The 24426-nt window shown below is 42.2% G+C and carries 23 protein-coding genes; 7 read left to right on the top strand and 16 right to left on the bottom strand.

What is annotated here, in order from left to right; all coding sequences use genetic code 11:
• Nucleotides 1-65 precede the first annotated feature (65 nt).
• The 6 genes from N774_RS0114610 to N774_RS0114585 form a co-directional block, all read right to left on the bottom strand.
• Entirely contained in the window at nt 66-938 is an 873-nt protein-coding gene (locus tag N774_RS0114610; RefSeq protein WP_024861946.1) for a glycosyltransferase, read from the bottom strand.
• Nucleotides 939-941: 3 nt separating this feature from the next.
• Complete coding sequence (locus N774_RS0114605) at nt 942-2093, bottom strand: hypothetical protein (RefSeq protein ID WP_024861945.1); 1152 nt, start codon at nt 2091-2093, stop codon at nt 942-944.
• A gap of 105 nt (nt 2094-2198) precedes the next feature.
• Nucleotides 2199-3017 (bottom strand): glycosyltransferase, encoded by an 819-nt coding sequence (locus N774_RS0114600; RefSeq protein WP_024861944.1) that lies wholly within the window; start codon nt 3015-3017, stop codon nt 2199-2201.
• The gene (locus N774_RS0114595; protein WP_024861943.1) at nt 3018-3890 is read right to left on the bottom strand and encodes an NAD-dependent epimerase/dehydratase family protein; all 873 of its coding nucleotides are present in this window, start codon (nt 3888-3890) and stop codon (nt 3018-3020) included.
• A complete protein-coding gene (locus tag N774_RS0114590) occupies nt 3890-4531 on the bottom strand; it encodes a sugar transferase (protein ID WP_024861942.1) in 642 nt (213 codons plus the stop codon). The genes N774_RS0114595 and N774_RS0114590 overlap by 1 nt, the downstream gene beginning before the upstream one ends.
• A gap of 22 nt (nt 4532-4553) precedes the next feature.
• On the bottom strand, nt 4554-5042 hold the full coding sequence (locus N774_RS0114585; RefSeq protein ID WP_278245177.1) for a hypothetical protein: 489 nt from the start codon (nt 5040-5042) through the stop codon (nt 4554-4556).
• A gap of 750 nt (nt 5043-5792) precedes the next feature.
• Between N774_RS0114585 and N774_RS0114580 the strand changes: the two genes are divergently transcribed.
• Complete coding sequence (locus N774_RS0114580; protein WP_024861940.1) at nt 5793-7361, top strand: hypothetical protein; 1569 nt, start codon at nt 5793-5795, stop codon at nt 7359-7361.
• 69 nt (nt 7362-7430) lie between these two features.
• Here N774_RS0114580 and N774_RS18455 read toward each other — a convergent pair whose 3' ends face one another.
• The 4 genes from N774_RS18455 to N774_RS0114560 form a co-directional block, all read right to left on the bottom strand.
• The gene (locus N774_RS18455; RefSeq protein WP_024861939.1) at nt 7431-7895 is read right to left on the bottom strand and encodes a hypothetical protein; all 465 of its coding nucleotides are present in this window, start codon (nt 7893-7895) and stop codon (nt 7431-7433) included.
• 34 nt (nt 7896-7929) lie between these two features.
• Complete coding sequence (locus N774_RS18450; RefSeq protein WP_024861938.1) at nt 7930-8457, bottom strand: YqiA/YcfP family alpha/beta fold hydrolase; 528 nt, start codon at nt 8455-8457, stop codon at nt 7930-7932.
• A gap of 168 nt (nt 8458-8625) precedes the next feature.
• Nucleotides 8626-9603, bottom strand: coding sequence for a DUF4003 family protein (locus N774_RS0114565; RefSeq protein WP_024861937.1), 978 nt, complete (start codon nt 9601-9603; stop codon nt 8626-8628).
• A 131-nt stretch (nt 9604-9734) separates the two neighbouring features.
• Nucleotides 9735-10295 (bottom strand): flavin reductase family protein, encoded by a 561-nt coding sequence (locus tag N774_RS0114560; RefSeq protein ID WP_024861936.1) that lies wholly within the window; start codon nt 10293-10295, stop codon nt 9735-9737.
• A 276-nt stretch (nt 10296-10571) separates the two neighbouring features.
• Here N774_RS0114560 and N774_RS18975 point away from each other — a divergent pair, with 276 nt between their 5' ends.
• Nucleotides 10572-13484 (top strand): dockerin type I domain-containing protein, encoded by a 2913-nt coding sequence (locus tag N774_RS18975; protein WP_024861935.1) that lies wholly within the window; start codon nt 10572-10574, stop codon nt 13482-13484.
• A 37-nt stretch (nt 13485-13521) separates the two neighbouring features.
• Here the strand turns inward: N774_RS18975 and N774_RS0114550 are convergent, their stop codons facing one another.
• Both N774_RS0114550 and N774_RS18445 read right to left on the bottom strand, forming a co-directional pair.
• Nucleotides 13522-15165 (bottom strand): sugar ABC transporter substrate-binding protein, encoded by a 1644-nt coding sequence (locus tag N774_RS0114550; protein ID WP_024861934.1) that lies wholly within the window; start codon nt 15163-15165, stop codon nt 13522-13524.
• Nucleotides 15166-15322: 157 nt separating this feature from the next.
• Nucleotides 15323-16036: a prepilin-type N-terminal cleavage/methylation domain-containing protein gene (locus N774_RS18445; RefSeq protein ID WP_051463405.1), complete on the bottom strand. Its 714-nt coding sequence runs from the start codon at nt 16034-16036 to the stop codon at nt 15323-15325.
• A 329-nt stretch (nt 16037-16365) separates the two neighbouring features.
• Between N774_RS18445 and N774_RS20015 the strand changes: the two genes are divergently transcribed.
• A complete protein-coding gene (locus N774_RS20015) occupies nt 16366-16497 on the top strand; it encodes a DUF6688 family protein (protein ID WP_278245161.1) in 132 nt (43 codons plus the stop codon).
• Between the two features lie 77 nt (nt 16498-16574).
• Here the strand turns inward: N774_RS20015 and N774_RS17600 are convergent, their stop codons facing one another.
• The 4 genes from N774_RS17600 to N774_RS0114525 all read right to left on the bottom strand — a co-directional run bounded on the left by N774_RS17600 (nt 16575) and on the right by N774_RS0114525 (nt 20687).
• Nucleotides 16575-17684: a hypothetical protein gene (locus N774_RS17600; RefSeq protein ID WP_024861932.1), complete on the bottom strand. Its 1110-nt coding sequence runs from the start codon at nt 17682-17684 to the stop codon at nt 16575-16577.
• A gap of 160 nt (nt 17685-17844) precedes the next feature.
• Nucleotides 17845-19674: a hypothetical protein gene (locus N774_RS0114535; protein WP_155250413.1), complete on the bottom strand. Its 1830-nt coding sequence runs from the start codon at nt 19672-19674 to the stop codon at nt 17845-17847.
• A gap of 70 nt (nt 19675-19744) precedes the next feature.
• The gene (locus tag N774_RS0114530) at nt 19745-20146 is read right to left on the bottom strand and encodes a hypothetical protein (protein ID WP_024861930.1); all 402 of its coding nucleotides are present in this window, start codon (nt 20144-20146) and stop codon (nt 19745-19747) included.
• On the bottom strand, nt 20130-20687 hold the full coding sequence (locus tag N774_RS0114525; protein WP_024861929.1) for an RNA polymerase sigma factor: 558 nt from the start codon (nt 20685-20687) through the stop codon (nt 20130-20132). The genes N774_RS0114530 and N774_RS0114525 overlap by 17 nt, the downstream gene beginning before the upstream one ends.
• A gap of 326 nt (nt 20688-21013) precedes the next feature.
• On the opposite strand from N774_RS0114525, the gene N774_RS0114520 reads away from it, so the two are divergent.
• The 4 genes from N774_RS0114520 (at nt 21014) to N774_RS0114505 (ending at nt 24407) form a co-directional block, all read left to right on the top strand.
• The gene (locus tag N774_RS0114520) at nt 21014-21352 is read left to right on the top strand and encodes a cupin domain-containing protein (RefSeq protein ID WP_024861928.1); all 339 of its coding nucleotides are present in this window, start codon (nt 21014-21016) and stop codon (nt 21350-21352) included.
• A gap of 220 nt (nt 21353-21572) precedes the next feature.
• Complete coding sequence (locus tag N774_RS0114515) at nt 21573-22031, top strand: low molecular weight protein-tyrosine-phosphatase (protein WP_024861927.1); 459 nt, start codon at nt 21573-21575, stop codon at nt 22029-22031.
• Entirely contained in the window at nt 22028-22768 is a 741-nt protein-coding gene (locus N774_RS0114510) for a polyphenol oxidase family protein (protein ID WP_024861926.1), read from the top strand. The genes N774_RS0114515 and N774_RS0114510 overlap by 4 nt, the downstream gene beginning before the upstream one ends.
• Nucleotides 22769-23057: 289 nt before the next feature.
• Nucleotides 23058-24407 (top strand): S1C family serine protease, encoded by a 1350-nt coding sequence (locus N774_RS0114505; protein WP_024861925.1) that lies wholly within the window; start codon nt 23058-23060, stop codon nt 24405-24407.
• Nucleotides 24408-24426 lie beyond the last annotated feature (19 nt).

Genomic DNA, 24426 nt, shown 5'->3' with positions numbered 1-24426 from the left:
TAATAAAAATGTCAATTTAACAAATAAAGCTATAAAAATTTGTTGATGTTATTATATCAGTAATTTTAAACAGATTTAGTTCTAATTTCGCCACGTACTCTCTTTTTATAATCTTTATATCCCATTTTCATGTATTTAATACGTTCCTTTCTGTCATTCAGAAAAAGTAAATGAAGTAGTGAACGTAAAGTTAAAATCAAATGAAAACGAATTCGATATTTTGTCGGGATATAATCTTTTTCAAGAAGATACTGACAATCTCTTATCTGATAATATTCCCTAAACGGTTTTCCAATACGCAGAGAAAAAAACAACAATTTCTTTTCGCCTTCACCTAATGAATGTTCAAGGACTACAGCTTTAGTCATAACACACTTATAATTGTATTTCATTAACCTCCAGCATAAATCCCAGTCTGCCATATCAAGGAATATCTCTTCATTCCAAAAACCTATTTTCTTAAGTATTCCATATGTAGTCAACATAGAAGATGTAATTATACTGCTGACAATCATATCCTCATTATTCAAATCATTTTTTATTTTTGGAATTTCAACTGTATTATTACTGGTGTTATAATATACGGGGCCTATGCAGCCAACATTAACCCCCTTGGATCTTACATAATTGAACTTATCAATTAAACATTTAACATGATTAGGCTTTATCTTTGAGTCCTGATCAAAAAACAGAACAAAATCGTCTTCATTCCATTCGTATTTTTTTTCTTTAAGCACTTTATTAAAAGCCATTGATAATCCTAAATTTTTCAAATTTGCAATATATTTAACATTAGATAATGAACCAATTAATTCACTATTATTTTTATTAGAGTTATCAACAAGAATAGTTAAATCCGATTGTTCAGAAACACGTCTTACATTTTCAATTACTGTTTCCCCGGGATTGAATAAAGTTATAATTGAAATAATTCTCATTTATTAGCAACCCTTTCCATACAAAATATTGTGAATAAGATATGATGCTTTATTACTGTTAGTCATATTCATAATCAAGACAATAGCCATCATTTCAGTAGTATCAAAACAATATGGATTCCAGAAAGTGTATGTAAGATAAATCAAAAACAGTATCAAGCATTCTTTTCTTTTTTTATTAAATCGCAGGAACATACATAAAAAAAACAATACAATTCCAACTAATCCAATTTGAAAAAAAACATACAGCGTTTGTAATTCAAAATAAATATCGCCCGTATAATCTCTAAATTTTCCAACATAATCTACGCTGCTGCCTAAACCATTTCCAATAATCCAGTTTCCAGAAATCAGCGCTTGCATCTGCTCGATTCTGATTGCATTTGATTCACCTGATTTTAATGAGATCTGGTTTCTGACATAATAAGCAACAAAGAAAACAGCAAATGGTAAAGCCGCCACTATCAAGCATTTAGTATACTGAAGCCATTTTCTTTTACTATTACTTTTAAACAGCTTGTACATGATATACAAGCCGAAAAATAATATTCCTAAATAAAAGGCAAAATTTCCTGCCAATAATATACCTGCCAGCAAAATGGCGCTCATTACTTTCGAGTAGCTCTCATTGCTATTTAAACAACTTAACATAAAAGCTATCGGTAATATTCCATTACCCTGTATCTGGATCTTAGGAATACCAGATGCAACATATACATCGCCAAATCCGCTTTCAATAAAATGAAACCGCATATTCCAATAGCTTCCTATTCCAAAATGATAGGCCATTACAATCTTAACAGCTAAATATATTATAAAAAAAGACTTCATACATGCAATTATCAAAAAAATTCTCTGAAAGCTTTTCTTGTCTTTCATTTCTATCAATGAAAAAAGTGGAATCATAGAAATTATCAAAGTAAATCGAATAATTTTTGCTAATGCAACGCCATGTGTCATTGAAATAACTATAGAAAACAAAATATATATCATCAAAAGAACAAATACCGCATCTATCTTTTGAATTTTTAAGTTCCTGTTAACAATACTTAACATCATAAATAAACCTAACAAAGGAACAATCAATGAAGCCAAAAAAGAAAATGGAACTTGAAAGAAATAGGTTATCAATGCTAAAGCCCAAACAACAAGCATAATTCTTTCAATTTTTATACGAATAATAACCGATTCCTCCTTTTGTAATGATTAAAAGGTAAGATAGCCTTTATTCTCTTGCCTAAAACGCTTACAAATATTTAGTCATTTTCTTAAAAACTTTTTGTTAATAATTTTCGTAATACCTGTAGGAGTAATAAAAAGAGCAAGCTGTCCAAAAGTAACATATAACAAATCAATTAATCCACAGTATCCTTTTCGATAGAAACCAAACATAATCTGAATATATTCCGAACAATTCCGCCAAGTTTTTCTTCGTTTCAAATTATCTTCATTTGACCTGTAAAGCAATAATGCCTCATTTAGATTGATAGCTTTACACCCGTTATTTACCATCCTGATGAACAAATCCAGGTCTTCTTTTCTTCCCGACGTCTGATAACCTTTCAAGCGTAAAAGATCAGATTTTCTGTACATTACTGTAGGATGATTAAAAGGGCTTCTGCGTCTTGCAAATCTGATTATGCCATCATTATCAGTCGGAACAATTCTGGATGAAACAACATTATCAGGATTATCTATAAATTCGTCAATCTGAGTTCCTACTATGGATAATTCCGGATCCGCCTTAAAAGCTTCAAGTTGCTTTTCGCATCTTTCCGGAAGTGATATATCATCAGAATCCATTCTTGCGATCAATTCATTTCTGCTTGCTTTTATTCCGACGTTAAGAGCATGCCCCAATCCTCCGTTCTTTTTCAGCTTAATAATATTAAAAATTCCTGTATTTTGATTTAAATACCTATTTATAACTTCATTAAGCTCATTGGTAAGCGGGCCGTCTTCAACAATAATAAATTCATCCGGTTTAATAGTCTGACATAATATGCTCTTTATACTTAAATCCAGATATTCAGGTTTTTCTTTATAATATACGGACATCAAGACACTATACTTTTCCATTTACTTCTCCGTCCTCACAATACTTTCTCTAAGACTATATATCTGATAATTCTCTTTATAAGAACTCATATTCTTATCATAAGCCAGATTACCAAAAGCCTTGTTGACCACACCTGTAAAATGGCTCATAATTTTAAGAGCCCAGGTGAATCCTTTTATAAGCACAATGTTTTTATCATGTGCTTTTGCTATTCCCTTTACAAGTGTACTTGTGTTGGAATACTGCGGATTCTGCGGCCAGAATGTACCTGTTTCCTCATTTTCTATCATTAATCTTACAAACTCCATAAGATTACCGATATACAGCATTGAACGGCAATTCTTAACATAAGGGAATACAGGAAGCTTCTGAGCGAACTTAGCCATTACGGGATAATTTCCCTTACTGTCTTTACCATAGATCATAGGAGGTCTGAGGATAACGACCTTGAAGCTGTCATCTTCAAGCTTCTTTATACCGTTTTCTGCCTGCACCTTACTATCTCCATAACAGTTTGCAGGCTTTACCGGCGTATCCTTTGTTATCATTTTCATCTTTCCGATAGGAGCACTGTCACCGTAAACGATCGCGCTGCTCATAAAGATAAACTGCTTAACGCCGGCTTCTTTAGCCTTTTTTGCTGTTTCAACAGTAAGATCGGTATTAACACTGTAATAGAGCTTAGCTTTTTCTTCACTTATCTTTCCCGAATCAGAATGTGCAATACCTGCAACATGATAAACGACATCATACTCGGAAAAATCCTTATCTCTCCATGTACCGTCTATCATATCGACTGTATCAACAGCATACTTATCAGGCCATTTTTTTAAGTATTCTTCAAAGGAAGTTCCTATATAACTTCCAGCACCCGTTATAAGAATCCTCTTCATTATTCAGATACCTTATCCTTGTTTTTTTTCATTTCGCCCGTACCGCCCTCAACAACGCCGTCGTGTTTAAGAACGGAAGTAATAGTGCCAAAGAAGCACTTCATATCAAATGCAAATGCAGCAAGTCCGCCTTTATTGAGCTTCTTTGTATAAAGGCCGTCAAGCTTTGCCTTATCTTCAATCTCAATAGCATCGCGGCCATTGATCTGAGCCCAGCCTGTAAGTCCGGGCTTAACATCATTCGCACCGTACTTATCACGTTCAGCAATGAGATCATCCTGATTCCAGAGAGCAGGACGGGGACCTATGATCGACATCTTGCCTGAAAAGATATTGAATATCTGAGGAAGCTCGTCAAGGCTATACTTACGCAGGAAGCCGCCCACTTTGGTTATGTACTGCTCCGGATTTGAAAGCAAATGTGTAGGCATATCATGAGGTGTACTCATTTTCATACTGCGGAATTTATAAAGCTTAAAATTCTTTTTATGAAGCCCGACTCTTTTTTGTGTAAAGAAGATCGGACCCGGATCATCTATAAAAATAAGGACCGAAAGGATCAGCATCGGAATTGCAAGAACAATAATCCCTATACCTGAAAGCATGAAATCGATAAATCTCTTGATACATTTGTTATACACGTTAATACTCTCCTTATATCTATCAATTTGAGTCAGCGACCTGTCCGTATTCGACTTTTGTATAATCCTTGATCACTGCATTTGACCTGACTGTTGCATGGCAATCAATGTGGCAGCTTTTGCCTACGATAGAATTATGGTTTACTACAGCACCTGCTGAAATAAAACAGCATTCATTTATAGTAGCCCTGGCATTCACTACTGCCATAGCTTCAATTATACTGCCTGCACTGATCACTGCCGACTTGCTGACATATGCAAGAGGACTAATGACCGTAGCGATGGAATAACCGGCATTTTGCAGTTTTTTTGTCAATTCAAGGCGAAACGGCGAATCTCCGATAGCAACGATCGCATACTTATACTCATCAACAAATTCTTCGTACTGTGAGATCTTTCCGATAGATATTGGATTTTTATCATCAAGGAAATCTATCTGCTCAAAGCAGTTCATGGATTCTGCGGTCTCTTTTGTTACCATTCCATATTGTCCTGCTCCGATAATAAGCAATTTCTTATCAAAAGAACCCCTCGTCAACTAATTCTCCTCCTGTCATCCAAGCATTTGATACACATTTTTCTTTCTTTAACAAATAACGTCCTATAAGACATTTTCAAGCTCATGTTATAAGGCAGATATTTCTTTTTCTGTGCCATAAAAGCATGAGCGATATATCACATTATTGACTGCTATAAAAGTCTTTTGTTTAAAATTATAAAAATAAATGTTTTCTACAATATATAGTCATAGCAGTACACGATATAATTATACAATCAGACTAAAAAAAAAGCAAGTGTAAAAAATGGTATAAATACTTAAAGCAGATTATTTTGGCATTTTTCACAAAATTATGCCACCTTTTGCTGTTAAAGTAGCATATAAAAATATACATTATGGAAATTGCATTGTGGTATTTATTTTTTGTATATCCCGTAATAAACAAGTCATATTTACATAAACTCCTCTATCTTACGCCATAAGCAAAATATTACCATATAACATTTTACAAATGGTATATAATCGGTGATCCAACTGCTCATTTTAGTTTTTTCACTTGCTTGAAAAGTGTTATCTTCTTTTGTTAGCCGACGTTTATTTCATAATAATTATACAAGCAGCTTTTATAATCATTCTTTTATTGTAATGGGAATCAATAAAAATCACATTAAGCTATTGACGATAAGCTGTTTTAGTGATATAATGAACATTACGGCGTGTTATGCCATAATTTAAGGACTGAACAATAAAACGGAGGGTAAAATGGCTAAAAATAACGAACGTAACCTTAATGTTACGATCAAGAATCAGGATGATAATAAAGACGAAGTTATTATTTCTATTTCTGCAATAATGAAAAAACTCAAAAAATTCCTTGCAGTATGGATAGTAATTGCTGTTATTGCAGGTCTGCTTACATTCTGCTATTCAGCATATAAAACTTTTTCAACTCAATATCCTACCAAGGCACTGGTAAGCTTTACATACTCGGGAATTGAAAAGGGACTTGACCCCAAAGGACAAGATTTCGAGATCGAAAGTATGAAGAATCCCAAAGTCATTGAAAAGGCTCTTACAGAAATGGGACTTGATCTGAGCAGGATCGAAGGTATCAGATCCAGTCTGAGCTTTGATTATAAGATACCACAGGAAGCTTACGATCAGCTCACAGCTTATCAGAGCGTATTGGATAAAGCCACAAGCGGAAGCATTTCCGCTGCACAGGCAATGCTTGACACAAAATACTATCCCTCACAGTTTACTGTAAAATTCGATCTGGCTCAGGCAGGCTTTGACAGACAGACAGGCGTTGATTTCCTCAACACTCTGCTCAGATGCTACGGCGAATACTTCTATGAGGAGTATGGCTACAATAAGCCACTCGGTACAGCCGTGAACGCTCTTGAATACGAAAGCTATGATTACGCTCAGCAGGTAGATCTTTTCAGAAGTTCACTGAGAATCGTAAGAAATTACCTTGCCGATCTTAACAAAGACGATAACACATCTTTCCGTTCAAGCGTTACAGGTTACACATTCAACGACTTATCTGATTACGCAAAAACTATAACAAGTATTGATCTTGACAGAATATCCTCATATATCTCTGTAAACAATGTAACCAAGGATAAGGATTCAGCCCTTGCTTACTACAATTACATGATCGAAAACCTCAACCGTGATAAGAGCGAGTATTCAGAGCGCCTTGCAGCTCTCGATGCTTCCATCACAAAATATCAGAAGGATACTATCCAGGTATTCGGAAACGGTACCAAGGATACAAATCCCGAATCCACACTTCATTCCGAGCAGTACGACTTACTGTTCCAGCAGAAAGTAACTGTTGAAGCAAGTCTTGCACAGGCAAAGCAGGATATAAACTTCTATACTTCCAGACGCGATGCCCTTCAAAACAACAAGAACAGTTCAAAGGCTAACGTTGAAAAGGTAGAGGCTGACATTGCAGAGCTCAGCAAGAAAGTCAAGAACCTTGTTGATCTTACTGAAAAGACTGCAAGCGACTACTACGAGAACGTTCAGTTCGCAAACGCTTACAATATCCTTGTTCCCGCAACAAGATCAGAAAGTGCAAGTCTTGGTCAGGCTGCAAGTGCTTCAACAAAGACTATCGTTATTGTTGAGCTTCTTATATTTGTTATCTATTTTGCTGTTGCATTTATCAGCTCGCTCATTTCCGAGAACAGCAAGAAGACTGCAAAGGCTGCTGCTGACGATGATGATGGCGATTCCGAGGACGTTGACCTTGAAGAGTTAGTTGACATACTCGAAGATGAAGCTGAGAAAGCTGAAAACACCAAGAAGAAAAACTAAAATTACAGGGACTGCCGACGGCAGTCCCTTATTTTTTTATATTCAGAGGTGCATATCAGTTTATGCGCCTCAGCTTGAATACAGACCTAATAAGCCTGTTATCTCCCTTTCGATGTCTATGGCTTCCTGCTCGTTCTGAGTATCATGGGGAATAACGACCATGATCTTTTCAGTGTCCCATTCAAGATCATTATCTCTCAGGAATTTCTTGGCTTTGCCCTTGAACTTCTCACTCTTGGCAAAACAGATATCTGTACGATAATAATCCGTTATCTTGGTCTTTCCTGCTACAAGAGCATAGGAAGCATCGTTTTGCTTATAGAATTTGATGTATGCAAAATACCTGAGTCCGCTGTCTTTCAGAGCAGTTGTGAACTCCATGCGTCTGCTCCAGCGTTTAGCTCCCATTTTGAACCTTGTATCGAACATTTCAGTCTTATACCCGCAGCAGCCAAGAATAAATTCTGTATCTTCCACTGTCAGTCTGCGTTCTTTTCTTGTGTTTGTAATAAGATCATAAAAACGATTTTTCATATAATAAAGCCGCTCCTGTTTGTGTATTTTGGTTTTATCGGCTGTTGCTTTGTATCTCGGCGAGCAGCTTTGAAATATGCTCCCCTACGTTTTCGATCGTGCTGTGGCTTCCGTGAACTCTGATGACCTGCTCCGACAGCTTTTCGCAGTTTGGATAGTTGTCGGGAAGAACAGTATCACCGTCACTGCACAGAGTATAAGCCAACTCATTCTTATCATGAACAGACATGACACGGTACTGCTCCGAAAAATCCGCAGGTATTCCCGAAGCGGCTATAAGCTCCAGCTCATGGGGAAAATGGCAGGGATTTGTGAGTATGCAGGGACGCTTGAACTTCCTGCTGAGCTTATCCGCATACCAGCCGCCCAGACTCTGTCCCACGAATGCAAAATCATCGGCATCGACGTATGCAGAAAGCTGCTCAAGGAGCTCCGACGGTGATATCTCCATGTATTTAAGCTGCGGAGATATTATATCCTCGGGCGAGATCAGCCCCCGCAGCGCCTTGTAATTCTTGTTATCGGCTTCGCCCATGAAGCCGTGCAGATTCAGTATCTTCATATCAATTCCCCCTGTATTCCAAAAATCCTTTCGGCAAGAAACTCCGCCGCAACTGCCGGACGATCTGTCATAGGATCACCTGCTCTTTTTAATGCTATACAAATTATAGCATAATGAAAAGCTATTTACAATACCCAAAGAAAAGGACGGCTTACGCCGTCCTTTACGTTAGTTGGTACTGTTTGCAGCCACTGACGCAGCAACGATAGCAGCCGTCATTGCAGCCTCCTGTGCTGCGATAACAGCAAGTGCAGAAGCAGATACAGCTGCCTGAGCGTTATCGTTATCCTCATACAGGTCAGCTGCCAGCATAGCAGCGTGCATAAGTCTTGTCTTCTTGTCAAGGCTCAGTGCGCCGTAGCCTTTCTGACCGCTGAGCATTTCGTCTATTTCGATAACAGTGTCAATAAGCTCCTTTTCGTCGGCTTCGATAACGGATATAGCCGCAAGCATGGGAAGCTCATAGTGCTTGCCGTATTTTCTTCCTGCTGCAGCGAACATATCGAACATTCCGAACAGTCTGCCCACCTTTGCCTCGGGAGTTCCGTCCGTCATTGCAAGTATATGGGATACTGTCTGAACAGCGTTCTTGTCTGAGAACTTCTTTTTCAGCAGGTCATAGCACTTCTCGGCATCATCAATGAGCTGAGCGTCGCTCTTTTCCGAAAATGCCATAAAGCCTGCCATTACGTTGTCCTCACTTGAAGTGAGTATAGGGTGCTCTTTCTTCATCATATCGTAGAGAGCACGTCCTCTTGCGGCTATCCTGTCAGCCTCCTCTGCTGTGGTCCTCTCGGCAAGGAGAGTTGCAAGCAGAGCAAGATACTCGGATCTCCTGAAGTGGTTTTTGAGTATGCCGTACATAGCCATTACCTTTTCAAACTGAGCCTCAGGGTCAGCAGCCACACAGAGCTTAGCTGTAAAGGGTGCTATTACAACGCCCTTGAGATAGGACGCAAAGCCTGCATTCTTCTTGATGATCTTCTTGCACTCTGCAAGCTTGTCCCCGTCAGCCTTAACATCTGCGGCGCAGAATATATTTGCTGCAACGGGATAGATGTATGAGCTTTCAAACTTGAAAGTCTTCTTGATAGTGTCTCTGTTCTCGATAAAGTCCATTGTGAGCTGTTTTGTATTCTCTTTCATTGTAAAAACTCCTTTTGTGTTATTAGTAAGCTGTTTGCTTCTGTGATCATAGTATATCATATAACAGTGCTGTTGTCCGTCTTTTAATATTACCGTATATTACAATTCTGAAATATTTATCCCGTCAGAGCTCACCGGAACTTCTTCCCTGCGCTTCTGGCGGCAGCTACGCTGTCCCCCACCTTTCTGTAGCATTTTGTGGCTGTGTCATATATAACAAGTCCCGCCTTGCTGTAGTCCACCTTGCCGTCGGTGAGCACATTCTCGTCGGCTTTAAGTCCCACTACCTCTGCGACTACTCTGGTCTCGCCGAACTCCTCCTGTATATCTATTACCCTGCACTCGATAGTTACAGGCAGCTGATCTATGACAGGAGCGTTGACCTTGTCGGACTTTGTAACGGTAAATCCGCACTTTTCCAGCTTGTTCTCCTCATTGTTTCCCGATACGATGCCCACATAGTCGCAGGCTTCTATCTGCTCTGCCGCAGCATAAGCCACTGTGAACTCTCTGCTGCGTTTGATATTTTCAGTGGTCTTGTGGGAAGCTGAAAGGCTCAGGGATATCTGGCTCATACCCACCTGACCGCCCCATGCTGCATTCATGGCATTGGGAGTGCCGTTTGCGTTGTACGTACCGATGATAAGCACAGGAAGGGGTGCGAAAAAGCCTTTTTCAAATGATAATTTCATAGTATATTACCTCCGAAGCAGTATTTTGTATTTATATATATCAATTATACATCACATGAGCAGAAAAAGCAACAGCAGGATCACTTATGCCGAGAGAAATATGTTCACAGAAAGTTTACGATTTCAGCCGCACATCATGCCCGCCTTATCCGTTAATATGTATAAGGAAATTTATTCCGAAAAAAGCATTTTCTGTCTTGCTTTTACAAAAAAAATCATTATATAATGAAAGCAAACAGCAAATGCTGTAAATTCTGAGAGGGCGGGTGACATTATATGTTAAAGAAACTGGCAGCTGCCGTTATAGCAGCTTCAACAGCAATCATTCCTTTTTCCGCAGATAACGTGAACGTTTTTTCACCAACGAATGTATACGCGGAAGAAAAAGGCGCAGCAGTATCGCTTCCCGAATGGGTACCAACAGACCCTGAGTCTGCACTTGAATTCCGAAATACATACGGAGCTGTGCATATCCAGAATGGTCTGATCTGCATCGTTTATCCAAATCGTGCAGAAAAAGGAAAAAGCAGCGACACTTATGGCTATGAACTGCGTACTGATGGGAACAGCAGACAGATATTAAAGCATGACATTTACCTGAGCGATAATACCGAGACCTGTTTTGAAGTGTTCGTATATCAGCCCCAGGTACAGGGCGACCTCACACTGAAGCTTGTTGATCCTCATGTACAGGTGAAGCCATCGGAAAAGGAAACAGGTGACAACTGGGAACCTCCCACCGTTGCAGAATACACATTTACCGTCGATAAGGAGCTCAATATCACCGAGACCGATATCTACAGCTGGCTGCCTGACTGCGAAAAGGAATACTGGGATTATGCAGAGAAAAACTCCCATTTATCCGTAAAGGATAATTATGTTGTGTTCTGCCTGTCTCATAACGCAGGCACTGCCTATGACTGGACTCAGAAAGATAAGGGGACGGAATGCTTCAAGCTTGAAACCACAAGCAGCTGTACTCCCCTGACTTCTGTTCCTCTTGACGGCGGGCAGGTCAACACTATCTATGTATACAAGGCTGTCAAGGACGGCTATGACAAGATTTCTTACTATTTCGGAGAAGTTTTTTCCGATGATTACGAAGATAAAAAGCCTCTTGTTGCTGACTGCGCAGTTATAAACGGCGGACAGAACATACTGCTTTCGGGAGATATGCGTGTCACCCTTGCCGACTATGACACAGGGGAGCTCCTAACCCTTGAAGACGGTGCAATGCCCACCATATGGACAGATATAAGCCAAAGCACTCCCGACGGCGAGGTATTCCTTAATATGCAGCCAAGCGGCTTCAAACAGAATCCTGCTGTTGTACGTTTAGGCAGCTTCTTTGAGGGCTACAATTTCTCATTCGGATTAAGCAGCAGCGACCTGCCTTTGGGATATTCCCTGCCCGATACAGAAGACGGAAAAGCAGGCTTCCACAACGGAACTATCGTCCCCGAGGACTATATGACCGTAAAAAAATACGATAATGGCACCGCTGACGTTGTGTTCAGGCTGAAAAAGAACAGCAACTCCAAGAAATCAACCAAGATAACCTTTTACGACGCAGATACAGGAGAGCTGACAGACATTCCCGAGGACAATACATACCTTCTGAAATGCACCTCAGGAACACCTTCCACAAGCGAGATATTTGATATCAGTTCTAACCCCTGCACATTGAAGTCGGCTTATGTATACGAAAAGTCATGCAGCTATTCTTTCCACACAGACAGCAGATCAGGCGGGTATGACTCCCTTACGTTTGAAGTAATATCCGAAAGCTCAAACAGCGTTGAACTAGCTTGCAGAATGAAGTGGAATCCCAGCGGTGACGCCAACGGGGACGGTTCTGTCAGTGTGGCAGATATTGTCACCATGCAGAAGTGGCTGCTGGGTTCAGCCTCAGTGAAGCTCTCTGACTTGAAAGCTGTGGACTTCTGCCGCGACAACAAACTCGACATATTTGACCTTGTCCTTATGAGAAAGGCACTTCTGAGATCAATAAATCTGCCTGTTGAGGTCAGCATCCAAGAATCAGGCGGCGTTGTAGGAGCAATGCTCATATATAAAGTGTACAGTGAAGGCGAAAATTATTTTCTGTCTTATCAGGATCTGACATATGATCAGGAACCTAAGTCTAAAAGCATCCAGATTTCGGAACAGGAATATCGTGAGATCATGTCTGAAGCTTATAACAACTACCTTGAAGTTGAAACAGCACCACCCAGACCAAGTGAAATAGATTTCAAGGTGACACTTAACAATGCAGACGGCTCTCAGAAACAGGCATCCTCTGACAGATTTCCAAGTGTACTAACAAAGCTGAGAGAGATGCTGGATAAAGGCAATAATAGTTCTTATGTCGAGCCCGATGAGCTTTTTGAGTTCGGCACTCCATTCTTTGTTAAGGAGAACAGTCTGAAGCTTTATTCAGGGCCTGATGAAAGCTATGAAGTCCTCGCTACCATTCCTGCGGATACGCGTCTTATCGAAAAAGGCACTCAGGACAACAACAATGATTGGCTGTTTACGGAATACAACGGTCAATATGGCTGGATAAAGGTATTCACAGATGACGGCAAAACCTCAACGATCTATTTTGAACTTGTTGCAAAAAAGCCTGTGATCTACCTCTATCCCGAAGAGGAGACCGATGTCCATGTGGAGCTGGAGCTCACAGAAGCCGACCTATCAACGACATATCCGAGGTATAACAACGGCTGGAACGTTACAGCTTCTCCCGACGGCTCACTTCTCAACAAGGCTGACGGTACACATCACAAGTACCTGTTCTGGGACGCTGTGAACTGCCGTACAAGATTCGACTTCACTCAGGGCTTCTGCGTTGCAGGAAAAGACACCGAGAGCTTCCTAAAGGAAAAGCTCACATATATGGGACTTACCGAGGAAGAAATGAATGAGTTCATCGTGTACTGGCTGCCGCTGATGGAGCATAATGCGTATAATCTCATTTCGTTCCAGGGCGATGTGTATACAGATTCCGCAAAGCTTAACATCACTCCGAACCCTGACAGCCTGCTCCGCGTATTCATGGCATATGTTCCACTTGAAGAAGCCGTGGATATCCAGCCGCAGCAGCTTGAGACCTTTGAGAGAAAGGGCTTCACAGTCGTTGAATGGGGCGGCAGCGAGATCAAAGCACAAAGCATTTCCAAAAGCTGAATACATTAAAAAATCCGCTCGTATGAGCGGATTTTTATTATGAGCCGTTGATAATGCTGCATCTTCTTCGCACCTCGGCTGTCAGGGCGTCAAAGTATATCTGCGGCTCGACCGCGTTGTATGCAGTATTGTACTCCTCCCACGACTTCTCGAAATCATTGCTCATTACCAGAAGCGGCATATAGTTGAGCTTTATTTCGTTGATCTTCTTTGAGACCTTGCCATACTCTGTTGCATCGGTGGCGGCTCCCTCAAATGACCACATAGGATACCATGCAGGGTTCTCCGCGGGAGTATTCAGGAAGTCTCTGTATGTCTGCTTGCCGTAAGCGTCAAAGCACTTCTTGATCGAAGGTGCCAGATGATCGTGGAATATATTAGGCTGGTTTTCGGCTGTGTACGCATTGACTCCGTCGGGAGCCATTCCGCCGTAATGAGGCATATAGCTGTACATGCACTTATGCTTGAGGGAATAGTCATCGTCGCGCCAGTTGTTGTACTGCTCCTCGGTCTGGTCAAAATATCCGTCATCATTGATGAAATAGTCTACGCCCTCAACTCCCCAGAAACGGAGATTTAGTATCTCGGGTTCGATGAGCTTGCTCATGAACTCCACTGCGCCGTCGGGGTCGGAACAGCTTACGCTTACTCCCACGCCTGTTGAAGCGTTGAATGCAGGATTGTCACGGTAATGCTCCACTGTATCTTCATCGATAGTGATACCTATGGGGATATACGTACACTCTGCGGGCAGCTGACGCTCCGAGCTTCCGAAGTTCCAGTGCTGATCTACCATGCCAAGAACTCTGCCTGTTGCCAGCTTATCATAGTATGCGGCGTCGTCCATAACAAAGCACTCCTGATCTATAATGCCCTTGTGATACTCCTCATTCAGCTTCTTGAACCACTTCTTTGCTGTAGGCAGAAGATTGTAGTCCTTTGCTTCAAGGGTGTCGGGATCAACGTAACAGCAGCCGTCGTTGGGATAGCCGTCAAGGAACATGGGCGGATTGTCCAGAGCAAACATACGGACCTCTGTAGCCTCTATCTCATAGCCTATATACGGCTCTCCGTTCTCGTCAACAGGATTGGCAGCAATATAATCCTCAATAAGGTCAAAGTAGTCATCAAGAGTTTTCAGCTCTGGGTAATTTGCCCACTCGAGGACCTTTACCTGTATCCAGAACGCCTCGCCGTCATGGACGTTGCCTGTGACCTGCTGATTGACAGCTGAAAACAGCGGTATAAAATAAATATGACCGTCCTCAGCACGTAAGGTATCCCACTGAGCGTCTGAATAAAGCGCTTTCAGATTTGGGTACTTGTCCCAGTAATTGTCAAGAGGGATAAAAGCCTTCTGCCTGATAAGGCGCTGACAGTTGGGCCCGTCAGGGGAAATAAAATCAGGATACTTTCCCGATATCATCATGTCGCTGATTATCTTGTCGATATCAGCCTGATCCCGGAGCCACTCCTCGTAAAGTATGTATCCTGTTTTCTCGGCTATGATCTGTCTGATCTCGTTGTCCTCTTCAAGGTTTGTACTCTTTCGTGCGCAGTAAAAGCCTGTGAACTTCTGTATCTCCTGCCCCTTGTTTTTCTTTCCCGGCAATGAACAGCCCACAGAGGATAACAGCATTGCTGCTGCGGATATTGCTGAGAGCAGCTGCTTTTTTTTCATACTTCTTTCCTCCCCCGTTTTAAGGTGAATTTCTAACAGCATTATTTTTATTAATTCATGGTATATTCTGTATCCCCGTTACTATACTCTCATAATGTTCTGAACGCTCTCGACTTTTCGGGAGTGTTCACTGCGTTTTTTCACTTATTTATTACATTCATGATGTATAATTAGGTGCAGGATTGGGGTAAACACGGTATGCAGGGCCGTTTTCAGCCTTATAACCGTCCCCTGCCCATATCTCTACCTGAGACGGATCATCAAGACGATAACATATGAGCCAGCGTACCAGCGGCAGGCTTCCGCCGTCCTCGCGCTTGGTGTAAGGCATTTTCACCTGGAAATCATTGCCTTTCTGCACTCCAAGTTTCATATCAAGGTCAGCACACATTTCCTTTACGAATCTCTCATATCTCTTGTCTGAGTAGTTCCATGTTACGAAAACATGAGTAATATCTCTTGGATTGCTCCAGTTGCTTCCTGTCTCGTGGTTATGACCGTCAACTCGTGCAACTACAGTGAAACGATAATTGCCTTCCTGAGCAAGAGGGCGCTTCAGGTTTGTTATTTTTTCGGAATAGGTACTTGATACGCCGTTGTATTCGGTAGTAGTGTTCAGAACACAGCCGTCAGAAGTTGATTCATAAGCTGTCCATGTGCTCTGAGGAGTATAAAACGACTCAAAAGCATCTTCGTCTTCAAGTGCAAGCATTGCTGACATATATATAGTTCTTGCATTTGCGACTGTAGCCTTTTTCCTTGCAAGGTTTATATAACCATATGCGGAAGGCAGCAGCATAGCTCCAAGTATTCCGATTATTGCAAGAACTACTATCAGTTCTATCAGGGTAAAGCCTTTTTTTCTCATCATACTTGTCACCGCCTTTATGAAATAATGAGCCTATTACTTCTTGGTTATATAATACCACAAAATTCAACAAATTTGATGTACAATTTATAAACATCGTACCAAAATAGCCTGATTTTGTAGTCTTGAACAATTATTCGCATTACCAATTGTATATATTTGCTATTGAGAAGAAGCACATTATATACAGTTTGAAATAAGATTTCTCCTATAAAAATAATGTATAATATGCTCCCATGACCGGCTTTGTCTTTTCGGCAGCCACCTTGTCAATGCGCGAACCGCATTTCTGTATTACAGAAATAAATTATTGATTTTTCGATAATTTTATATTGACAAATAATATTTCGTTTGGTATAATGAAGCCCCTTGAATGGCTGTTCATCTTATTCCTTTACACATTTGACACTCACCCCGAAAACCGTATTGCCGTTCAGTATTCTGACTATAAGAAAAAGATGTAGAAGCGTTTGCTCCTACATCTTTTATTTATGTATTGACTTTTTGCCAAAAACGCAGAGCATACAGCGCCGTCAGCGGACTATCGCAATGTATCCATGCTTCTCCGCGCATTGCAGCTTGGACATCGCGTGAACTTGGACGAGTATGTGATGCCGCAGTATGGACATTCGATCTTTTCATTGAATGAGCCTTTCTGCTCCATTTGCTTTGCAGTTTTAAACAGGTCCTCCATATCGTTTTTATCCATGCGTTTGGTCGGAGTCTGACTGTAAGGCTGAGAATAGCTGCTTTTTCCGTAGTCGTATGCGATAGGCTGGTTCGCAGGAGCTGTGCCCGAATAAGTCTGTGTGCCGGAAGTTTCGGGCGCAGGGACTGCATTTCTGTATTTTATCAGGTTAAGTCCCAGCGTGAAATATGCGTGGAAGCTGATAAAACCAAGGATGAAGATGGCAGTGAAAAGATCCTCCACGTTTATCGAACGTGAAAAATTATCGGTAAGATCCCGAAAAGCCATCTCTGCGGAAATTCCAAAGTTATTGCCTTCACACAGTAGGGACTGCAGTTTTGAATTGAACCTGCTTGTATTTTCAGTAGTCAGAACAGGATCGGTATAATCCCCCTGCATTCCCTCCCAGTACCAGTCGTTGAAGATCGGATCAGGCTCGGCAGGCTCCGAATAAACTATCAGCCAGTGCATCTCGTCACTGAATTCCTGAAGATACCTGTCATAGGCATAGCGCTCAAGATCATAATAATTATCGCTCCATGTCTCGTTATGTACCGTTACTACCGAGGGAGCTATACCTGTCTTGTCCATAAAAAGCTTCAGCTCCTTATAGAGCGTGTCCCTGTTGTTTATGACCCCCGCTTCGTCTTCAATGATAATGCTGTGGTCGTAATTCTTCGGAAGTATATGCAGAGCATCCTTCAGCATCATAAAGGCAAAGAACAGGAACGGCAGGTACACGACCGCTAACAGCAGTCTCAGCGGCTTGAACTTGGGATCAAATTTATTGTCGGCATAGAAGTAGCGCTGCTGACCGTGTCTGTTGTGGTAGGAAAAACGTCTTGCGCCTGCAAAGTGCGACCTGCTTATCCTCGGACCGCTTGCACCTCCATGACCTCCATGGCCTCCGTGACCTCCGTGTGAACCCCCTCCGTGGGAGCCTCCCCCAGATGAATGCGGCATATTATCCCCCCATATATCAAAATATTATTGATATTATATACCAAGGAAACGCTTTTGTCAATATACTAAGTATTAACAAAATTCATATCATGAAAAAAAGTCGTGCAGCAGAAAAAGGGCAATAAGGCAAGTCTTATTGCCCTTTTATTATAAAATTCGGTCAGCATAGGTTCAGAAGCCTTTTCTGAACTGTCAGAGCGTCCATATTGGTAATGCCGTCATTGGTATTGTTTACGTCAGCATTGAATTCGCCTCTTATGGACAGACCGTACTTATTTGGATTGCAGAGGGACTGCATTATCAGGACTACGTCGCCCATATTCACTTCACCGTCAGCTGTAGCGTCGCCTGTTCTGTAGGGAGCTGCTTTCGGAGCCTTCGGCTCCTGATTATTAGCCTTATCCATATCAAACAGAAGATCGCCCAGTGATACTATGTAATCGTAGTATACTCCGTATGGCATATCGCGGAAGAAGCCCGAATCACGGTCGTAATATCTCCAGTCTCTGTTCTCGAACTGAGTGTAAAGCTCTGATGCAAAGAATTCATTGTACAGGTCAAAATCAACGCTGCCGTACTTGGAGATGTATATTCCCGCAAACAGAACATCATAATCATCGCAGGCAATGCCGTTTTCGTTGCAGTCAAGGGCATAGATGGCGTTTCCGTCGGGCTTCCAGTCGGGTCTGTTCATGTTCTCATTGTATCTGCCGTTATTTGCTCTGGAGAACATCATCGGATCATACCATCTCTTTACAACATTTACGATCTGGTCTATATTGTACTCCTTGACAGTGATGACCCTGTAGCAGGCTGAAAGAATCTCCATATCCATGTCATCGAGCTTGCCGTCATCGTTCATATCAGGTGCAGAGATCCTGCCCTCCTGAACAGCCTTTTCGTAATCGGGATAGGTAGCTGCCATATAATTCTGGTTATTGCTGTGCCAGCTGAGTATATCGCAGTAGTCCTCATACTTTACAAGACCTGCTTCGATAGCGTCAACTCTTGCCTCGCCCATATAGTCATACTCATACTTCTCTCTTGAGAAGAACTCACCCTTTGAATTGGTAAAGGTTTCATCATGTCCCGAAATACAAGCCACGCACTCTCTGAAGCGTATATCATCAAGATATTTTTCATCGGCATTTGAGATGAGGTACTCATAGCATTTATCGGGATCGAGCCATTCCTCGGTGAAATCATAGTTGTTTATGATCTCCTTGGTGACAATGACTGAGCCTGCGTCGAAATCATGACCGATGTATCTGTGCTCTCTGAAATACTGAGCGCAGTTTTTCAGTGTGGACTCCTTCATGGGGAAATCCTGATAGAACATATCGGAAGACATGCAGAAGCCAATATCCTCGGACACCGTTCCAAGTATGGAATCAAGTCTGTGTTCTATCGCCCAGCCTCTGTTCTGTGGATCAACGCCGTATTTCTCAGCGAATTCATCTCTTATGTCAAAGTCAAGGTTCCATACAACATAACCTACCAGATATTCATCGAATACCCAGTAATCAAGGCAGTCCTTGTAATCCACAACGCCGTCCTCATTGAAGTCGAGGCTGATGTTATTCTCGCGGTCATATTTTACGGCATAATCGTATTTTAAATTCGGCTGCGGCTTACTTGCGCACCAATCAATAAAGCGCCATGATTCATCTGATACCCTGCCGTTCTCGTCCTTATACTTATAAGCATCGAAATCCTCGGGAATGATACCGTTATTGAGCAGATAATAATTGTATATGGTGTCCATCTCAGGACTTACTGCAGCATATGCGTCACGGGCATCAAATATATCGAATTTTCCGTCGCCGTTAAAGTCGGGATCAAGCTCGCCAGATTCGATCTGGGAGTAATGATTTAAATTGGAATACATATAATCCTCTTTCGCATCAAAGCGAACTATAGGCGAAGCATTTGCAATTATAGGATTTGCCATTGTTGAAGACGCTGCCAAAGCAATTAAAAACTTCCTCATAGTAATGTTCCTTTCATAAAAAGCATTCGGTTCATCGTGGTCCACATCAATATCAGTTGTAACGATCTTATCAGGCTTTTGTGTGAAAGCTGAGGTGCCCGCCCAAGTCGTCTGCTGTGCAGAAACAGAAACTGTGGTCTGAGTACTTAGGGGAGATGTTGTTTTTTTTCGCAGAAACAGCCGTGACGGTATCACTGCTTGGCTGTGTGCCCGCAGCTATACTGCTGACTGTGGGAGCTGAGGTGACTTCAAGCTGTTCGCTGCTGACTGATGTGGGTTCATCGAACTCATTTGTCGGCTTTGAACGTTCGGGAGCAAATTTCCATGCGCCTATGCCTGCTGTGACCGCAGCACAAAGGCACACAGCAGAAAGCGCTGTCCTTTTTACAATGCGCATCTTTGCTTTTTTCAGAGCGATCTTCTCATCTCTTCGTCTGAGCAGATCACGAGTGATCTCATCCCATTCCCGCATACTCTATCCCCTCCTTTTCCAGCTCATCACGGAGAGCTTTTTTTGCCTGATATAGTAAATTTGTCATCTGCCGGCTGCTCTTATGCATTATAGACGCTGCTTCCGAATTGCTGAAGCCCTCGATATATGTAAGGCATATCGCCTGACTGTACTGGCTCCGCAGTTTTTTCAGCGCCCTGTGTATCATCAGCTTCTGTTCCTCTTTAATATAGTTTTCCTCGATATCCTGCCCCGAAGCGAGCTCTGAGCACTCGTCAAGGGAGGTATCTCCTTTTTTCTTCATGCGCCTTAGATAGTCTATAGCAAGATTCCTTCCTATTGAGTACACCCATGTCTTAAAGGAGCTTTTCCCGGAGTATTTCGGCTTTTTGTAAGCCAGCTTGAAAAAGGTCTCCTCCATGAGCTCCTCGGCATCATGTATATTATTGGTAAAACTATTCAGATAGATGGTGAGACCGTCCTTGTATTCACGGACAATGTCTCCCAGCGCTGAATCATCTCCGGCAAGATAACGGCTGTAGCTACTTGCACCATTATCCATTGAACGGCTCCTTTCCGGAAAGACTATAGCAAACGTCAAAATTCTTTAGCGTTTGCTATCTGCCGATACGCACGCAGCAAACTTTAAGCTTGCGTATGTACGAGACACTATTAATAATTGCCTTTCACTTATTAGACGAGTTTTTATAAGCAAATGTCTTAGAATATCAGAAAATTTTCTTTGTTTTTATTATACCACGCACCGTTTTTCCTTTCAACTTTATTGCAAGCTGTTTTTAGCCCGTTCTGACTTGATGAATTGGAAGGATTATGGTATAATAAAAAGACACGAAAATGAGCGAGATATGATTCTTCAGGAGGCGTTTTATGAAAGACTTTCCGCTATTTATGAAAAACCAATTGAACCATATTGATAGTAGTCAGCAAAACACACCTGATATTGACGGATATTATTATGAAGGAAAAGATGGCAGTCAGATTTGCTTCTGGACTTATTATTCAGATAGAGAATCCAAAGAAAACATACATGAATTTGATGAATATGTGTTCTGTGTGTCAGGTGAATATGTAGAGATATTTAATGACGAAGAGCATATTCTTCATTCAGGCGATGAATTATTGATTCCGAAAGGTACTCCGCATCACGGTCGGGTTACTAAGGGAACGCGTACTATTCACGCCTTTGGAGGAAAGAGAATAATTTAAATTAACTGATTTTATGTATAGAAATCGGCTCGAAATCCTTAGTAGTAAAACACCCTGTGTTTACTACCATTTTTACTACTAACGATGTCCGCAATTTGCTAAAACTTGCCGCGTTTTGTAGTTTTCGCCCCGTTCTGCCAAATTGGCAGTAGGAAAAATAAGCCGCGATTTACCGCGCAAAATACGGCAATACTGAGCAAATCAGAGAGGAAAAAAACGTATGATAAAAGTTATGTTTGTTTGCCACGGCAATATCTGCCGCTCGCCAATGGCTGAATTTGTAATGAAAAAGCTGGTATCAGACGCAGGCTATGCCGACGAGTTTTACATTGCTTCCAGCGCCACCAGCACGGAGGAGCTGGGCAATCCCGTGTATCCGCCTGCACGCTCCGAGCTTGCAAAGCACGGTATCGGCTGTAGCGGCAAGACTGCTGTCCAGCTGAGGAAGTCCGATTACGAAAAGTACGACTATTTCATCGGAACGGACACTGCCAATATCCGCAATATGAACCGCATTTTCGGCAGCGACAAGGACGGGAAGATATACAAGCTCCTCACCTTTGCAGGTCGGGGCGACGACGTTTCCGACCCGTGGTACAGCCGTGATTTTGGCAAAGCCTACGCCGACATTGAGGAGGGCTGCAAGGGACTTCTCAATTACCTTATGGAGCAATTATGACGGAAACAGTGATAATTGACAACGGCTTCACGCTCGCAGGCTTCACCTCAGGCAATGAAGGCATATGGTCGAGAAACGCGCCTCTTGATCCGCCCACAAGCGACTACGTGCGCCTGAGCGAAAAGCTTGGGATACAGCTGTCACGCTTTCTCCGTCCATATCAGGCAGGCGGTGACAGGGTGGAAACAGTCACCTCGGAACAGGTCGGCTCGGGAGTTATAAAGGACAGCGACTTCAAAAAGGTTGACGGACTTGTCACTGCTGAAAAAGGCATTGTCCTGAGCATTATCGCTGCCGACTGCGTACCTGTATATCTTATTGATAACAGGGCGGAGGTCGCGGGACTTCTTCACTGCGGTCGGAAGTCTGCGGCAGGAGTTCTCCTACATAACGCAATAGAGCGTATGAAAGAGCTTGGGGCAGTACCGTCCGAAATACAGGTAACGATAGGTCCGCATATCTGCGCGGACTGCTATGAAGTCGGCGAGGAAGTCCGTGCTGAGTACGCCAAAGCCTTTGCTCCAAAGGAGCTTGAAAGCATATTTGAGCTGCAAGGTGAAAGTCTGCATCTCAGCCTGCGGTCGGCTATACGCCTGAAAGCGGCAGCAGAGGGAATAAGCTCCCAAAACATAACTGCTATTAACTGCTGCACCTGCTGCCATAAGGAATATTATTCCTACAGGCGCGGCGACAGAGGAAAGCAGAATCTTGCGTATATTATGATGAAGTCACTGTAAAAGTTAAGAAAAACCAATGGTTTGATGCCGTATTATTATAAGATAGTTTACTGTGTATAGTTTTCGTTTTCTTCAAAAGTGTTTGAACTGTGAAGAAAGCACTTGCAAGACCACATCATTTATTCACAAAGCTTTTATGAATGTGAAAAAAGCAACACTTAAATTCCCATAATATTCTATATTAACTGCATATTTATTTCACACAGAGGAAATATAATATAATCACAGCAGCGGGAAAGGCTCCCGAAAGAAAGCGAAAATAAACATCCCGAAAGGAATAGTGAATATTATGAGAAACGAGTACAAATACACAGTAAACGGCAGAAACGAAAACAATGAGACAAACGGCACGGATAACAAGTACAGTGAATACACCTGTTTTTCAACAGACAGCAATGTGTCCAATAAAATAAAAAGACGCATGAGTGCTAAGATAGCAGCGTCGATCATGGCAATGGTCCTTGTATCAGGAGGTTCAATCGGTATCTACCATTACGAATTCGGAACAGACAACGGCATATCAACAGTTGATATCGATACATCAGAATCAGCTGAAACAGCTTCCGAAACTTCTGTTACAGCCAAGAACGTGAGCTATATCGCTCCCGCAGACTCTAACAGCGGCGAGCTTACCACAGAGGAAGTAGTTGAAAAGGTGCTCCCCTCAGTTGTCGGTATCGAGTCCACATTCACAATGACCTCACAGAGCAGCGGCGGCGGTTACTTTAACTTCGGCGGATTCGGTCAGGCTCAGCAGCCTCAGACCTCTTCGGCAACTGCTACAGGCACAGGCGTTGTCATAACAACTGACGGCTATATAGTAACAAATGCCCATGTTATCTATGATACAGAGTATAATGCAGGTCTGGCAAACAACATATCAGTCATCGTAAATGAAGAGGACCGCTATGATGCAGAGGTCATCGGATATGACACAGACTATGACCTTGCAGTACTTAAAATAAACGCCAAGGATCTTGTTGCAGCCGAATTCGGCAACAGCGATGAGCTCAGCCTCGGTCAGAACGTTATCGCAATAGGCAATCCTCTCGGTTTCGACCTTATGAACACTGTAACAAGCGGTATCGTATCGGGACTTAACCGCCAGATCACCATAAACGAAAAGTCAATGACTCTTATCCAGACTGACGCAGCCATAAACTCAGGCAACTCAGGCGGACCTCTCATCAACAAGTACGGTCAGGTGATAGGTATCAACTCCTCAAAGATGTCAGCATCATATTCCGAGGCAAGCATTGAGGGAATCGGCTTTGCTATCCCTTCAAACGAAGCGTCAAGGATAGTTGAGGATATAATGGAATACGGCTACGTAACAGGCAAGCCGCAGCTGGGTATCAGCTGTCAGGATATTACCGAGAATATCTCAAGAATGTATGATATCCCTGTGGGCGTATACGTTACAGCAGTAGCAGAAGACAGCGCAGCTGAAAAAGCAGGCTTACAGGCGGGCGATATCATTACCAAGATCAATGACGAGGACGTTGCCTCATTTGAAGAGCTTACCGCTAAGAAGAATGAGCATAAGGCTGGCGAGACTATCGAGCTCACCTATGTCAGAAACGGCGCAGAAGACAAGGTCACAGTAACACTTGACGAGGCTGCAGCCCCACAGAATTAAGTTTACCTCACCCCTCTCT

The sequence above is a fragment of the Ruminococcus flavefaciens AE3010 genome (assembly GCF_000526795.1).
Taxonomy (GTDB): domain Bacteria; phylum Bacillota; class Clostridia; order Oscillospirales; family Ruminococcaceae; genus Ruminococcus; species Ruminococcus flavefaciens_D.
The sequence above is the reverse complement of the archived record's forward strand: the minus strand, read 5'-3'. Positions and strand labels throughout refer to the sequence as shown.